The following is a 14,270-nucleotide window of genomic DNA, read 5'->3' on the forward strand; positions in this document are numbered from 1 at the left end:
ACGAGGATCTCTACTGCGCCCGCGGCGACATGGAAAATCGCATCAAAGAATGCCAGCTGGACCTTTATGCCGACCGCACCAGCGCCCACACGATGCGCGTCACAGTTCGAAGCTATGCCGCACTAAAGCAACTAGCCTCATAATCACGTCTGCCAGCAATTGGCCCTTGACAGGCTGCGTCGTCGGGGCTTTTTGTCGTTTCCAACTCAAGTTTAAGATGGCGCGCTAACACCGCGAGATCGCGATAGAAAAAAGCAAAGGTAGCGGACGCAAACAGAGCCGCAAGTCCCTCGCTCTGAAAGACTTGCGGCAACATTCCATTCAGCCTTTGGCCCGCGTCAGAATTTCATCACAGCGCGACCGACCACTTCGCCTTTTCGTAGGCGATTGATCTCGTCATTGATCTGATCGAATTTGAACAGGTTGATCGTGTGGCGGATTTTTCCGTGAGCCGCGAGCGCCATAACCTCTTCCAAATCGATATTGTTGCCCCAGAAAGACCCATGAAACACCTGCTCGCGGGATACGCGCGGGAAGAGCGGGATGTCGATCCGGTCTCCAACGAGGCCGACGTCCGTGTAGTGACCGCTGATTCCGAGGATACTGAACGCCAGTTGCATCATTTCTGGCGCGCCTGCGCAGTCCATGATCGCGTCAAGCGTACTCTCGCCGGTGGCGGCTTTCAGCTCATTGGCGACATCATCGTGGCTCTTGTTTTTGATATTGATGGTGTAGTCAGCACCATACTCCTTGGCGATTGCAAGCTTGTCGGCGTTTCGGGCAAACGCGACGACCGTCGCGCCGGCCCCGAGCAGCTTCGCGTACTGGACGGCATAGAGTCCCAGCCCGCCGACGCCGAAGATTCCGACGAGCCGATCTGGGCCCAATGCCCCTGCGTCACGGAGCTTTTTAACGCCACGGTAGGTGGTGAGGCCCGCGTCCGTGAGCGGTGCGAGCTCTTCGAATTGCAGTCTCTTGTCCACCTTAATGAGGTAGCGGGCCGGAACCGGGATGAATTCGGCGAAACCACCCACCGGACCGAAGCCCGGCCAGCGAACGTTCGCGCAAATCTGCGTGTTGCCGACCTGGCAATGACGGCAGGTGCCATCGCCCCAACCGGGTGCGACGACAACATGATCGCCCTCCTTGAAGCCCGAGGCCTTCGGAACCAGCGAACCAATCTTCGATACAACGCCGGCGATCTCATGCCCCACGGTCATCGGGCGCGGGATGTTGGCATATTTGTAGAAGTAGCCGTCGACCAGCTGAACGTCCGAGCGGCACATTCCGCATGCCTTCACGTTAACGAGGATTTCGTCAGGTTGATGCTCCGGCACGGGAACGTCTTCCAGGACGAGCGGCTGACTGTATTCGTGCAATCTTGCGGCTTTCATGACTTCTCCTTTGCGTCGACGTTTGGTCCCTGGGCTCCTGAAATGTTCGCGAGCCAGATGTTGAGGTCACCGAGCAACGCCCATTTCGCAACGCCCATTTCCGACGGGCTTTGAACGCGGCGCTCGGAGCGAGAGGAAGGTCCACGCCGGGCATCCTTGGGCGAAATGCCGATGTCCCATTGGCCGCGTCGAACATTCGTTTTAACGGTACGCTTAAGCTATATCACGTCCGCGATTCCGACGACTGTTAAGCGGGGTAAAAGGCTGGGAAACGTGGAAAACCGAAGTTCAAGCTCAATAGCATGACAGCGTCCAACTACGGAATTACGGCGTTGCCGAGCCCACGGAGAGCACTTTCCGCGGCGCGGTCGCCAAACATCTCCCGTTGAGGAGGAGGCACGACAATGCAACAAAACCCCAATGCGCCATTACGACATTGAGGAGTTGAATCGGCAGCCAATCAGAATACGGCTATCCGGTTACGCTCAAGCCTGCGGCGGCCATCAGCAGTCGCATCAGTTCCGCAAACACACCGAGGGCGAGAACCGACAAAAACCAGATCGTTATCAACCAGCCTACGCGGCGTACGGCGCTGTCACGCGCGCTAACGGTTTTCATTCGTATCCACCCTCTATGCCGTGCTTTCCTCTAAATACGTAGTACGACCAGGTTGTGTAGACCAGAATGACCGGAATGATGAACATCGTCCCGACTAGGGCAAACGCCATACTTGCCGTTGGTGCCGCTGCCGACCAAATCGAAATCGAGGGCGGAACAATGTTGGGCCACAAACTGATCGCCAGGCCACTGTATCCGAGGAAGACGATAGCCAAAGCAAGGCAGAAGGGCATGGCGTGGGAACCCTCCTTCTGAAGCATATACAGCTGCAATATCGTCGCCGCCAGCACCAGGGCCGGAACCGGGCTAAACATCAATATGTTTGGGAAACTGAACCATCTTTCTGCGACCTGCGGATGAGCGAGCGGCGTCCAGACGCTGACAATCGCGATTATTAGAAGTAGCGCGATCGCAATCCTTTGCGCCAATTTCTTCATGCGTTGCTGTAGATCTCCGTCAGTCTTCATGACCAGCCAAGTCGACCCAAGCAAGCCGTATGAAAACATCAAAGCAAAGCCGGTGAACACACTGAAAGGCGTAATGCAGTCGAGCGGGCCTCCCACAAAATCAGTGTCCTCCAGCTTGAACCCGTTGATGAACGCCCCCAATGCCACGCCTTGGGAAAATGTCGCGATATAGGAGCCTGCCGCAAACGCCCTGTCCCAGATCGGCTTGCGACGCGCGTCAGCTTTGAACCTGAATTCAAAGGAGATGCCACGCCAGATCAAGGCGGCCAGCATCAGCATCAACGGCAGATACAACGCGCTGAGAAGGAGCCCATAAGCAAGGGGGAACGCAGCGAACATGGCTGCTCCTCCCAAGACGAGCCACGTTTCGTTCCCGTCCCAAACGGGGGCGACGGTATTGATCATCGTATCGCGTTCTTGCCCGTCGGGAATGAATGGGAACAGTATCCCGATGCCCAAATCGAAGCCGTCCATGATCACATACATCATGACGCCGAAGGCGATGATCATCGCCCAGATGAGAGGAAGGTCGATGCCCATGATCATGCCTCCGTTTTCTCGCGCACAGGCGCGGGGTCGATAACGTCGGGCGTTGCCGACAACGGACGTGCCGGACGGCGGATTTGTCCAGGCGCTTGCGTGGGCCTTTCAGTTCCGTATTCGTCGGGGCCGCGGGCAACCATCTTTAGCATGAAGCTGATGCCCGTACCGAACGCGAGAAAATAGATCACGACAAACATCACCAGCGTAGAGGCGAGCGCCAGCGCTGAGTGGTTCGATACAGCGTCCGCAGTTCGAAGGACTCCGTAAACCACCCACGGCTGCCTTCCTACTTCGGTCGTCAACCAACCGGCCAGAACAGCGATCAAGCCGCCAGGCCCCATGCACAACGCGAAGAAGTGGAACGGCTTGAAATCGTACAGACTACCGCGCCAACGGAAAAACAAGCCGCCAACTCCGAGCAGCACCATTGCTACACCGAGGCCGACCATTATTCGAAACGTGAAGAAGATAATCGTCGAATTCGGTCGGTCGGCGGGCGGAAATTCTTTCAGACCCGGGATCTTGCCATGGAGGGTGTGCGTTAAGATCAGGCTGCCGAGATAAGGAATCTGGATCGCATACTTCGTTTCCTCGGCTTTCATGTCTGGAATTCCGAAAGCGATCAGCGGAAGAGCCGTCTGGTTGGGATCATTCTGCCAGTGACCTTCGATTGCAGCGATCTTTGCGGGCTGGTGTTCGAGAGTGTTCAGGCCATGCGCGTCGCCCACCACCATCTGCAAAGGCGCGATGAACAACAGCAGCCAAAGCGCCATAGAGAACATCTTCCGCACCGATGGTGTCGAATTGCCACGCAAAAGATGCCAGGCGGCAGCAGAGCCGACAAATAGCGCCGTCGAGAGATACGCCGCGAGTGTCATGTGAACCAATCGAAACGGAAAGGAAGGATTGAAGATCACCGCGAACCAGTCCGTAGGTACCACTCGTCCATCAACGATCGAGTAGCCTTGCGGTGTTTGCATCCAGCTGTTGGAAGAAAGGATCCAAGTCGTGGATATCAGAGTCCCAATTGCCACCATCGTGGTGGCGAACATGTGAAGGCCCGGCCCGACCTTGGTCCAGCCGAAGAGCATTACTCCTAAAAATCCCGCTTCGAGAAAAAAAGCCGTCAGGACTTCGTAGGTAAGCAACGGACCCGTTACGCCCCCCGCAAATCTCGAGAAGCCGCTCCAGTTCGTCCCGAATTCATACGCCATGACCAGTCCTGAAACGACGCCCATCGCGAAATTCACCGCGAAGATCTTCGACCAGAAATGGTATAGCTGCAGATATGCCGAGTTTCTTTTGATGTGCCACATTGCTTCCAGGACGACGAGAAAGCTTGCGAGGCCGATCGTGATCGTCGGGAAGAGTATGTGAAATCCAACAGTGAAGGCGAATTGCAGCCTGGCAAGATCGAATGCGCTGATACCTGACATCGAAACGCTCCTGATTTCAAATTCGGACGTACGAGTTCCCCTAGCCAAGCGCGGCTGGTTAACGCTCCTACAGTGGGTGGTCTCGGTTCAAGCGATGATGGTTCTTGGTCGTCGTCTTTGACGCCTACGGCGACCTGGCTTTTGCCACGTCCCTTGGTGTCACGGTTCCTTTGCGTCCATCGAAATGCTCGGTCACATAGTTCGCGAGTGCCGCTATCTCCGCGTCCGAGAAAGCATCCGCGAAGCCAGGCATCGCGGTGGTAGGCGTGCCGACGCCGTCCGAGCTGCCGTCGAGGATTATCCTCAACAGATTGGTCGCTGTCGGATCCTTGATCGAATGAGAGCCGGTAAGTGAAGCACGGGTCGTGTTCTGACCGCTTCCATCCCACCCATGGCAGCTTGCACAAGCGCCTTCAAAAATCCGTTCGCCCTCAGATTCCTTGGAATCGTGCGGGTTCCATGGCTCGGATGCTTGCGCAGCGGGCACCACGCTCGCTGTCGTAGGCGTGCCGTAGCTCGCGGATTGGGCCGGGACGTCTCTCAGATACGTCGTTATCGCCCCGATATCGGCCTTGGTAAGCTTACTGAGGCTGAGCTCGATTGCCTGGCGCATGGCTGCGGCTGCTGGTCCTCGGCCTTGGGCGTGTCCCCTGGAGAGGTAGTCAGCGATTTCCTCGTCCGACCAGCTGCCGATGCCAGAGGCTTTGTCCGAGGTAATATTCCACGCGATCCAGCCGTCGACCGCACCGCCGGAGAGGGCTTTTCCCTGCTCACGCTGGAACATGAGACCGCGCGGTGTATGGCATTCGCCACAGTGCGCCAGGGCTTCGACCAAGTAGGCTCCCTTGTTCCAGGCCTCGCTCTTCGCAGGGTCGTTGTGATACTGACCCCATGGAACGAAGAGCAGTTTCCAGCTGCGCATCACATAACGCTGATTGAAGGGAAACAGCAGATCGTTTTCAGGAGGCGTGTATTTGATCGGCCTCAGAGTTTTCAAATATGCGCGGATCGCCAGGATATCATCGGTCGATAGGAGCGCATAAGACGTATAGGGAAAAGCGGGATACAGGTCTTCTCCATGTTTTCCGACACCTGAACGCACGGCTCTAACGAACTCCGCATCGCTCCAGGTACCTATACCCGTCTCGGGATCGGGTGTGATGTTCGGCGAGTACATCGTGCCGAAGGGGAGTTTGAAGGCCAGCCCTCCGACAAACGCCTCGCCTCCGGGTGTGGTGTGGCAGGCCTCGCAGTCTGCGGCGATCGTCAGATATTTGCCTTTCGCGATGAGCTCGTCGCGCTGAGGTTGCTCGGGGCTGGCCGCGACTTCAGGCAAGCCGTGCGGCCAAAAGAAGAATGCCGCCGCTCCCAACAATCCGACCACCACGACGGCGGTGAGCGGAACCACGAAGCGCCGCCAGTTCAGCAAAATGAGCCGGAAAATTGAACGAACCAAGCTCATGGCGCGAGACTCCCCTCTGCCACTCTCGACGGGAGGCCGACGGTGAGCGTTTCCGGCACGCGGTTCTCATTGCCCTTGATGGCAAGCAGGGATCGATCGATTGGCATAGTTCTCAATCGCACCCCGGTCGCGGCGAAAATAGCGTTGGACAAGGCGGGCGCGGACGAAGCAGTTCCGACCTCGCCCATCCCGCCGGGACTTTCCGAGCTCGGCATGACGAAGACTTCGAAGGGCGGAACCTCGTTCATTCGCAGCTGACGGTAGTTGTGAAAGTTGCTCTGCTGGACAGTTCCGTTCTTGAACGTGATTCCGTTGTAAAGAGCAGCCGACAATCCAAACAACACGCCGCCTTGCATCTGCGCGCTTATACTGTCGGGATTGACCGGAACGCCGCAGTCAACGGCCGCCGTCAACCGACGCAGACTGACCCCGCCGAACTCGTCCACCTCCACCTCGACGACCAGGGCAGCGAAGGACCCGAAGCATGCATGGAGCGATACGCCCCGGCCTGTCCGGGCCTTCAGCGGCTTGCCCCAATCGGCAGCCTCCGCGACTTTGTCCAAGACTGCTCGAGCGCGAGGATTGTCTGCAACCAACGCCCGTCTGTAATCGACAGGATCGCGGCCCCCCGCAAGGGCAAGCTCGTCGATGAAGCTTTCTACGACGAAGACGTTGTGCCCCTCGCCCACGCCGCGCCACCAATTGAGCGGAACCGGGCCGTCGTGGCGCAGCCACTCCCATTTCGCATCCGGGATAGCGTACGGCATGTTGATACTGCCCGAGACTGCATCGGAATCAACTTTATCTTCCGGCCAGGGTCCCCGGAGGAAATATGGAAGTACGCTGGAACACGTCGTGTGATGATGGAAGGCCGAAGGGAGCCCCGTTTTGGGATCCAGCGTTGCGGTCACCTTGTCGTAGTAGGCAGGGCGGAAGCGGTCATGCATGATGTCCTGCTCCCTCGTCCAAATGATCTTCACGGGATAATTCACCTGTTTCGCAAAGCGTGCAGCTTGCTGAATGGTGTCGACCGCCAGGCGACGGCCGAAGCCGCCCCCTATGAGGTGCGTATGGATGTTGATCTTCTCGGGTGGCAAGCCCACGATTTCCGAGGTCACGATACGCGCGTCTTTTGGGACCTGCGTACTCACCCAGACGTCGCATCCGTCGGGCCTGACATGCATCGTCGTATTGATCGGCTCGAGTGCCGCGTGCGCCAGATACGGCAGTTCATAGGTGGATTCGATGCGGACACCCTTGGTAAGCGCTTCGTCGGGGTTTCCGACAACCTTGGCGACAAGCGGCGTGCCGGACGCTGTCTTCAGACCGTTCCACAGATCATCGGACGACAGGTTCTTGTTCGGCCCTTGCTCCCACTCGACGAACAGAAGCTCCAAGCCTTTGCGCGCTGCCCAATAGGTCTTGCCTATGACCGCGACTGCATCTTCGATACGAAGCACATCGACGACATCCGGTGAGGACCGTGTTGCCGCGTCATCAATCGATTTGACCGACCCGCCGATAATCGGACAGATGGTGATCGCCGCGTAGCGCATACCTGGAACGACCGCATCGATACCAAACTTCGCCGCCCCGACGACCTTTTCGGGCGTATCAACACGCTTCAAAGGTTTTCCGATCAGCTTGAAGTCCGCAATGGGCTTGAGGGGGACGTTGGACGGAACTTTCTGATCCCGGGCAGCAATGGCCAGTTCGCCATAACTTGCAGTCCGCCCCGTCGAAGGATGGGAGACAACTGCTCGGCTTGCCGAGCATTCCGATACCCCTACCTGCCAGCGTTGCGCGGCTGCCGAGAGCAGCATGAAACGAGCGGCTGCGCCCGCTTGCCTAAGCGGAGTAAAGAACGCACGAACAGACGTCGATCCGCCGGTGATCTGATTGTGGAGGATGGATTGATCGTATGCGGACGCGTCGGCAGGGGCCAACGCAACCTCGACCTGTTCCAAATCGACTTCAAGCTCCTCGGCGAGGAGCATCGCTTCGGTTGTCGCGATGCCCTGCCCCATTTCCGATCCTGGGACTACAAGAATTATGCGGCCGTCTGTCGAAATGCGGATAAAACCGTCCGGTACAAATCCATCAAACCCGGAAGCGGCCGCATCGTTCGCACCGGTTCGCACGACATCAGTCGGCGGAACCATCGCCCGCGCGTAGCGAGCAAAGGTGAATCCAAGTACGAGAGCGGCGCTTCCTACGAGGAAATTGCGGCGACCGACATTCGGTACATCGCGATCTTCGACCAAACCATAGGAGCGCATTCAAGCCTCCTTGATCGCTTGGCGAATGCGGACATAGGTGCAGCAACGACAGATGTTGCCCGCCATCGCGATGTCGATTGCACTGTCGTCCGGCTTCGCATTTCGAGCCAGCAACGCAGCAGCTGCCATGATCTGTCCGCACTGGCAGTATCCGCACTGGACAACCTCGAGTGCCAGCCAGGCCTTCTGAATGCGGCGGCCCTCTTCCGTCTCGCCTATGCCCTCGATTGTCGTTATTCGGCCGTCGATCTCGCCGATCGGAAGCATGCAAGACCGAACGGGTTTTCCATCCAGATGAACCGTGCACGCCCCGCATTGTCCGATCCCGCACCCAAACTTGGTGCCGGTCATCCCGAGTAGGTCCCGGAGCGCCCATAGGAGCGGCATATCCTCGGGTCCATCGAATTGAACCTGTTTGCCATTGACGACTGCTGGAATGCCCATGGGTTACAACTCCTCAAAGTCAAACGAAGAGACAATTGCGCCGGGCGTTCGACGGCGGTTAGCTTTATCCGCAAATTGAAATTGATACCTCAGCATCGGAATTGAGCTAGCTATACGGAGGTATACGTTAGCGGATGAACACCAGGTCGCTCACATGGCGCGATCCAGATGGAACCGCGTTGCGTCGCGATGGTCGGAGAACTGCCGGTTAATCTGGCCCGCGACACGAAGCTGCGAAACCTGCTTGTCTATGAACGCATGGAGGGAGGCGTGTTTGACCAACTCGGCGGCAGTTCGCACCATCATCTTCTTCATTACGTGGCCACGGTGAACCTTCACGGTGATTTCGGAGATGCCGAGCTCTGCCGCGATCTGCTTGTTCATAAGTCCCCTACAGACACCGTCGAGAACCTCCCTTTCGCGAGCGGTCAAGGAGTATACACGGTCCCGAATCCCCTCGGAGACGCGTGTGATCTCCCTATCCCGCCGATGAGTTGCTTCCGCGCGAGCTACGGCATCGAGAATGTCCTGCTCCCTGAAGGGCTTCTGCAGGAAGTCGATAGCGCCGCCCTTCATCGCCTGGACGCTCATGCTTACGTCGGCATAGCCGGTCATGAACACGATCGGCACCCACGATCCTGACTGAGACAGACGATCTTGCAGGTCCAAGCCACTCATGCCTTGCAGTCGAACATCGAGAACGATACAGACCAGGTTTTGGTCCAGGTCGGCGTTCAAAAATTCAAGTGCATTGCTAAACGTGCTGACCCGAAAGCCCATGCTGTCAAGAAGCTCTGCAAGTGACTCTCGGATAGCGCCGTCATCGTCCACGATCGCGACAGCACTTTTACCTTCATTGGGACGAGGCTTCGGTTGTCCCTTCGATACCGAAATCATCATCAGATTTCTCCTCGATCGTTGTTCAGTAATGGCTCTTCTTTCGACCTCCACTGTACATTTTCTCCCGAAGGGCGACCGTGAATTGTTGTCAAATGCTGAAAAATCAGGGCTTTCGTCTTGTGACAACGAGTCTGTCGCGAGTGTCTAGACTCGTCTTTGACGGAAGGTTGCACTGTGCTTTCGCGACACAGAGCCAATTTGAAAACACGGCGTAAAAACTGCCGAATTCAGCTGGCCAACGGGAACGCTAGCGTTTGACGCTCCGTGCTCGGGTGTACGTTAAGTATGTGCATATGGGTCCCGGGAATCACGATCTACTCTTCGAGGAACAGCACAATGGTCGGCTGCCATTTCCATCGAAGCGATTGCAACGATCGTCCCACGCCTAACTCCCATCCAGCCTGGAAAAGACATGGTTCGGAGGTCGCACTCCCGCACAACTGTCACGATCACCTCTCAAGTAATATCAGCCGATTGACGGCATTTTACGACATTTAATTTCAAGAATTGGTCCACTTCGGATTTACTTCACTCGAGCTCGTAGCAGCCAAATCAGGGGCGTTGGCGATGTTGTCGGGATGCAATCTTATCCATTGGATCGATGCAAAGACATACGGTCAACCGCAACCGCTTCCGCACTCATACCGAGCACGTGAGCTCTGCGAACTCAAACCGAAGCTGACGGACTTCCGGCTCCGAGACAAAGTCTCGAGTGCCTGCTTTCCGCGGTCCCGTGGCAATTGAGACAAAGCGGCAGCGATCCGACACCACGAGTCTCATTCAAGCCGACCATATCGCTACAACCCCACAGGAGATTGCAATGAAGCTTTTCGACTCCGTAGTACATCTGGGAATTCTGCTGTCCACGGCGGCGGTGATGATCACACCAACCTATGCGGCCGGCCTCACGGCCAAGACCGCGGTTTTGGTCCATGGAGCGTTCGCGGACGGCACCTCCTGGTCGAAGGTGATCCCATATCTCGAGAAAGCCGGGCTCAAGGTCGTCGCAGTTCAGAATCCTCTCGATTCACTCGAAAACGATGTCGCGGCGACCAAACGTGCCATCAGGAATGCTGAAGGTCCGGTCGTGCTGGTTGGCCATTCGTGGGCCGGGACGGTGATTACCGAAGCCGGGAACGACGACAATGTCAAATCGCTCGTTTACGTAGCGGCTTACGCTCCGGACAAGGGACAATCCGTTGAGGATATCTCTGCGAAGTACCCGGCACCCGAGAGCCTGAAATACTTCCAGAAGGACGCTGACGGCTATCTGACGATCAGCGACGAAGGCGTCGAGAAGTATTTCGCCGCCGACCTCACTCCGGAGGAGAAGAAGGTGGTCGCAGCAGTCCAGGGGCCGTTCCACTCCAGAACGCTGGTTGCAAAGGTCACGCAGGCGGCTTGGCGTGCCAAGCCGACGTTCATGGTCGTTGCCACCCATGACGCCATCATCCCGGTTCAAATGGAAAAGGACCAGGTCAAGGCAGCCAACGCGAAATCGATTGAAGTCCCCTCCAGCCATGTAGCGATGCTTTCGCATCCGAAAGAAGTGGCCGAGCTGATTATCGAGGCCGCGAAGTAGAGATAGGCAGCCCATGTCGCTGGCAATTGCCCCGCAGACATGGGCCCCTGCTTCCTAAGAAGATTTTAAATTCAACGAAGTCTGCACAAGTTCGCCGAGTTGCTTAAAATTCCTGGGCTGTCGGTCGGAGTACAATCCTATTGATGTCCACATCGGCCGGCTGTTCGATCGCAAATGCGATTGCCTTTGCCACCGAGCTGGCTGAAATCGCTTGCTTGTAAAACTCGAACACCGTCTCTCTCGCGCTGCCGTTCGTAGAGTATTTCAGATCGCTCTCGACTGCCCCCGGTTCGATCGATGTGACACGTATCTTGCTCCCAACCTCTTGTCTGAGGCCCTCCGAGATAGCGCTTAGCGCGAATTTGGTCCCCGAGTAAACCGTACCGCCGGGTGCAAAGACCTTGATACCCGCGACCGAGCTGATGTTTACGAAATGACCGGAGCCTTGCTTCACGAACCGGGGCAGGCACGCGGCGATACCGTACAGGGCACCTCGGAGGTTCACGTCAATCATGGCATCCCATTCATCGGTGTTTGCCTCGACCATCGGCCGGATGGGCATAAGTCCGGCGTTATTGACGAGCACGTCCAGTCTTCCGAATTGGGCTATAACGTGTTCGACCACGGCGAAAAATTGGGTCTTGTTGGCGACGTTCAGTTCGTGAACGCTAGCCGTACCTCCAGCGCCAGCTATTGAGGACTCGACCTCCTCCAGCTTCCCCCTCCGCCGGCCGGCGATAGCGACCTTTGCACCAAATGAAGCTAAGTGACGGGCGGTCTCGGCTCCAAGACCGGTTCCTCCACCTGTTATCAATACGACTTTTCCTTCGATGTTCGTGGCCATAAGCTGGTCCTCATTTTTGGGCGATGTAGGGGTCGTGAAGAGAATAGAGATCACTGCAGCGCCGCAGCGGCGGCCTCTACGACAGCGATGTCTTGCTCGACTGTACCAGCGCTCGCGCCAACCGCGCCGATGATCTTGCCGTCTCGAACGACCGGGATACCGCCTCCGAAGATGACGACGTTGCCTTCGTTACTCTGCTGAATCCCGTACAGGGGCGAGCCTGGCTGGGAGAGTGTTGAAAGGAAGGATGTGGTCTTGTCGAACAGGCGAGCGGTCACCGCCTTTTTTATCGCCAGATCGATACTGCCGATAAGCGCATCGTCTTGGCGATAGAACGCGATGAGGTGACCGCCGTCATCGACGACCGCGACATTGTAGGCGATGCCGAAAGTTGCAGCCATGGCTTCGGCTGCGGACAGCATTTTTTTAGCGTCCTCTAGGGTAAGGGTAACGTGTGCTCTAGGCATGCTGTCTCCGATTTTGTTTGATTGTCGCGTTGAGCGGCGCCGGCATACTCGTAGCCCGGTAGGAACGGCTTGCCCCGCAGCGAATCGACGATGTAGCTGGTCGTTCGCAGTAAGGCTGTTTTGTATCATCGCCTCAGGTGTCGGACACGTTAAAGACGGTCAAAGGGCGGGAAAAGCGGGGCAAAGGTTTTCACCTGTTTTCACGGCATTTAATCCCGATACGCGCCCGCCCGGGATAAACTCGAAAGGTCGCGCATGTCACGCCGTCTGGCTCCATGCTGCTGATAGATTTTGGCGGTGAGAAGTGAGGCGGGATGGCAGAACTCCTAAACGAGCCTTTGACACAGTTCGCAGGCCTCATAGCCTTACGCGGGATAGCCAAGATGCTGCTCCCGAACGGAAGCCTGTGTAGATTTCTTCTGAACATCGCCCTGTTCGCAGCGCTGACTGCGCTGTTATTATACCATGGCATCCCGCCCTACGTGGCCAAGGACGTCGATCCCGGCGTCGCTGCATTCGTAACTGATGATGTGCTCAAGACCTTGTGGTGGGTCGGCGGTGCAATGGTCTTGGTGAGCTCCGTCCGGATGTTCCTGATATTGGAATTGAAGCCTCGGGAGGGACGGCTATTACAGGACCTTGTCATTGCGTTGATCTACGTGGGTGCCGCGTTTTGCATTTCGGCATACGTGTTTCGACTGCCAGTGGGAACCGTGATTGCTACGTCCGGCGTCTTCGCCATCGCGCTGGGCTTGGCATTACAAAGCACCCTCAACGACGTGTTTTCAGGCATCGCTCTCAATCTCAACAGACCGCTGTCGGTCGGCGATTGGGTCGTTTTGGACGAAACCACCCAGGGAAGAGTCGTCGAGACCAATTGGCGCTCGACTCAATTTCTTAACGCTACGGGCGACCTAGTCGTCGTCCCGAATAGCGTGCTGGCCAAAAGCAAGATCACCAACCTCAGCATACCGAACGCGTCGCACGGAGCGTCGTTCAGAGTGAAACTGCTCCCCACAGCTCATCCGGCAAAGATTCTGGAGGTGATGGAGAAGGTCCTTCTGAGCAGCAACGAGATTCTGCGCACCCCTTCAGCCTCTGCTGCAATCACCGCTATGGATCGAGACGCGGTAGAAATCGAACTTTCATTCCGCGTTACCGACATCGCTCGCGTCGCATCCGCGCGGAATGAGCTCTTCGACCTCGTGTACCGGCATTCACAAGCGGCCGGCCTGCGGCTTGCCACCTCTTCTCCCTCCGATCCAGACGACAAATTGAAGCCCACAGAGCCAGCACAGCACTTGAAGCGGTTCATGGATCTGTTCTCCCTTTTCGATGGCTTCACCGATCAGGAGAAAATCGACCTCGCCTCGAACATGAACCGGCTGGTTTTCAAACAGGGGGAGGTCATCGCGCACAAAGGGTCCACGCTTACATCGCTGATGCTTTTGAAAAGCGGAGTAGCGGGCTTCTTTCTTGAAGACGGAAAAAGCAAAATCGAATTTGGACGAATTGCTCCCGGCGACCTATTCGGTGAACGCGGTGTCCTGTTGGGCATGCTTCAGGTCTGTGATGTCCGCGCCATTTCTCCCGTGATCATCTGCGAGATACCGAAAGCGCGGATCGCGGCGATGCTACACGAGCGTCCTGCGATCGCCGAGGAACTCGCCCTGCTCCTGTCTGCGCGCACCAAGGCCGAAGAGGCCGCACATAAGAATGGCATAGCCCAACCCTCTCACAACATGTCAACGCTCAGGAGCCGCATCCGACATTTATTCCACCTGCCTTGACGAACGAATTGCCGATCTTTTGACTTGCGCGACGATTGGGATAG

At 56.9% G+C, this 14,270-nt stretch carries 12 protein-coding genes and 1 pseudogene; 3 read left to right on the top strand and 10 right to left on the bottom strand.

Going from position 1 to position 14,270, the window contains the following annotated elements; all coding sequences use genetic code 11:
* Positions 1-86, top strand: a pseudogene (locus PY650_RS19175) (hypothetical protein); the annotation flags it as partial.
* A 252-nt stretch (positions 87-338) separates the two neighbouring features.
* Here PY650_RS19175 and PY650_RS19180 read toward each other — a convergent pair.
* From PY650_RS19180 to PY650_RS19215, 8 genes are all read right to left on the bottom strand, one after another.
* A complete protein-coding gene (locus PY650_RS19180) occupies positions 339-1,394 on the bottom strand; it encodes an NAD(P)-dependent alcohol dehydrogenase (protein ID WP_285881097.1) in 1,056 nt (351 codons plus the stop codon).
* Positions 1,395-1,865: 471 nt separating this feature from the next.
* A complete protein-coding gene (locus tag PY650_RS19185) occupies positions 1,866-2,012 on the bottom strand; it encodes a DUF2474 domain-containing protein (protein WP_285881098.1) in 147 nt (48 codons plus the stop codon).
* Positions 2,009-3,019 carry a cytochrome d ubiquinol oxidase subunit II gene (gene cydB, locus PY650_RS19190; protein ID WP_285881099.1) on the bottom strand — a complete coding sequence of 337 codons (1,011 nt, stop codon included), beginning with the start codon at positions 3,017-3,019 and terminating at the stop codon, positions 2,009-2,011. Before cydB ends, PY650_RS19185 begins: the two co-directional genes overlap by 4 nt.
* Positions 3,020-3,021: 2 nt before the next feature.
* Complete coding sequence (locus PY650_RS19195; RefSeq protein ID WP_285881100.1) at positions 3,022-4,458, bottom strand: cytochrome ubiquinol oxidase subunit I; 1,437 nt, start codon at positions 4,456-4,458, stop codon at positions 3,022-3,024.
* Positions 4,459-4,582: 124 nt separating this feature from the next.
* On the bottom strand, positions 4,583-5,920 hold the full coding sequence (locus PY650_RS19200) for a c-type cytochrome (protein WP_285881101.1): 1,338 nt from the start codon (positions 5,918-5,920) through the stop codon (positions 4,583-4,585).
* Positions 5,917-8,199: a xanthine dehydrogenase family protein molybdopterin-binding subunit gene (locus PY650_RS19205; RefSeq protein ID WP_285881102.1), complete on the bottom strand. Its 2,283-nt coding sequence runs from the start codon at positions 8,197-8,199 to the stop codon at positions 5,917-5,919. The genes PY650_RS19200 and PY650_RS19205 overlap by 4 nt, the downstream gene beginning before the upstream one ends.
* On the bottom strand, positions 8,200-8,643 hold the full coding sequence (locus tag PY650_RS19210) for a (2Fe-2S)-binding protein (RefSeq protein ID WP_285881103.1): 444 nt from the start codon (positions 8,641-8,643) through the stop codon (positions 8,200-8,202).
* A gap of 150 nt (positions 8,644-8,793) precedes the next feature.
* Entirely contained in the window at positions 8,794-9,594 is an 801-nt protein-coding gene (locus tag PY650_RS19215) for a response regulator transcription factor (RefSeq protein WP_349644500.1), read from the bottom strand.
* A gap of 769 nt (positions 9,595-10,363) precedes the next feature.
* On the opposite strand from PY650_RS19215, the gene PY650_RS19220 reads away from it, so the two are divergent.
* Complete coding sequence (locus tag PY650_RS19220) at positions 10,364-11,125, top strand: alpha/beta fold hydrolase (protein ID WP_285881104.1); 762 nt, start codon at positions 10,364-10,366, stop codon at positions 11,123-11,125.
* Between the two features lie 103 nt (positions 11,126-11,228).
* Here the strand turns inward: PY650_RS19220 and PY650_RS19225 are convergent, their stop codons facing one another.
* Complete coding sequence (locus tag PY650_RS19225; RefSeq protein WP_285881105.1) at positions 11,229-11,969, bottom strand: SDR family oxidoreductase; 741 nt, start codon at positions 11,967-11,969, stop codon at positions 11,229-11,231.
* Between the two features lie 50 nt (positions 11,970-12,019).
* Positions 12,020-12,436 carry a GlcG/HbpS family heme-binding protein gene (locus PY650_RS19230; protein ID WP_285881107.1) on the bottom strand — a complete coding sequence of 139 codons (417 nt, stop codon included), beginning with the start codon at positions 12,434-12,436 and terminating at the stop codon, positions 12,020-12,022.
* A 383-nt stretch (positions 12,437-12,819) separates the two neighbouring features.
* On the opposite strand from PY650_RS19230, the gene PY650_RS19235 reads away from it, so the two are divergent.
* The gene (locus tag PY650_RS19235; RefSeq protein ID WP_285881108.1) at positions 12,820-14,226 is read left to right on the top strand and encodes a mechanosensitive ion channel family protein; all 1,407 of its coding nucleotides are present in this window, start codon (positions 12,820-12,822) and stop codon (positions 14,224-14,226) included.
* Positions 14,227-14,270 lie beyond the last annotated feature (44 nt).

This window comes from Martinezella calliandrae, assembly GCF_030272695.1.
Taxonomy (GTDB): domain Bacteria; phylum Pseudomonadota; class Alphaproteobacteria; order Rhizobiales; family Rhizobiaceae; genus Rhizobium; species Rhizobium calliandrae.